This is a genomic window from Fictibacillus arsenicus, from assembly GCF_001999465.1.
Taxonomy (GTDB): Bacteria; Bacillota; Bacilli; order Bacillales; family Fictibacillaceae; genus Fictibacillus; species Fictibacillus arsenicus.
This window is the reverse complement of sequence record NZ_MQMF01000053.1, coordinates 1-869: the sequence shown is the minus strand read 5'-3', so window position 1 is coordinate 869 and position 869 is coordinate 1. Positions and strand designations below refer to the sequence as shown.

Below are 869 nucleotides of genomic sequence, written 5' to 3'. Positions count from 1 at the left end.
ACATCGGGCTGCTCTCCTCCCGGTGCGCCCAGATCCAGGGCGTGTGGATGGCCCCCGCCGCGCGGGGCCGAGGGCTGGCGGCGTCGGCGATGGCCGCCGTCGTGGACTACGTGCGCCTCCAGGCTCCCGTGGTCAGCCTCTACGTCAACGCGTACAACACCCCCGCGCTGCGCACGTACGAGCGCGTGGGGTTCGAGCGGCGCGGCACGTTCGCGACCGTCCTGTACTGACCCGGCGGGCCCGGCGCGGGCGATAGGATCGGCGGTCAGGACGCCGGGCACCCCCGTGCCGGCGTCGTCCCGTCCCGCGCGCCGCCCCCGACCGCGCGAGCCCGTCCGAGGAGGCCCCCGTCATGCCCCTGCGCATGTCCACCCTGTTCCTGCGCACCCTGCGCGACGACCCGGCGGAGGCCGAGGTGGCGAGCCACAGGCTCCTCGTCCGTGCCGGGTACATCCGTCGCGCGGCCCCGGGCATCTACTCGTGGCTGCCGCTGGGCCTGAAGGTGCTGGCCAAGGTGGAGCGGATCGTGCGCGAGGAGATGGACGCGATCGGCGCCCAGGAGGTGCACTTCCCGGCGCTCCTGCCGCGGGAGCCCTACGAGGCCACGGGGCGCTGGGACGAGTACGGCGACGGGCTGTTCCGCCTGCAGGACCGCAGGGGCAACGACTACCTCCTGGCCCCCACGCACGAGGAGATGTTCACGCTCCTGGTGAAGGCCTGTACTCCTCGTACAAGGACCTGCCCGCGTACCTGTACCCAGATCCAGACCAAGTACCGGGACGAGGCCCGCCCGCGCGCCGGCCTGCTCCGCGGGCGCGAGTTCATCATGAAGGCTCCTACTCCTTCACGGTGGACGACGCCGGCCTGGA

Annotated in this window: 2 protein-coding genes; both read left to right on the top strand. The window is 72.8% G+C overall.

What is annotated here, in order from left to right; all coding sequences use genetic code 11:
• On the top strand, positions 1-230 hold a 230-nt coding region (locus tag UN64_RS21755; protein WP_139343248.1), incomplete at its 5' end, for a GNAT family N-acetyltransferase.
• A 122-nt stretch (positions 231-352) separates the two neighbouring features.
• The coding region (locus UN64_RS21750) for an aminoacyl--tRNA ligase-related protein (RefSeq protein WP_369073191.1) at positions 353-869 on the top strand (517 nt) is incomplete at its 3' end.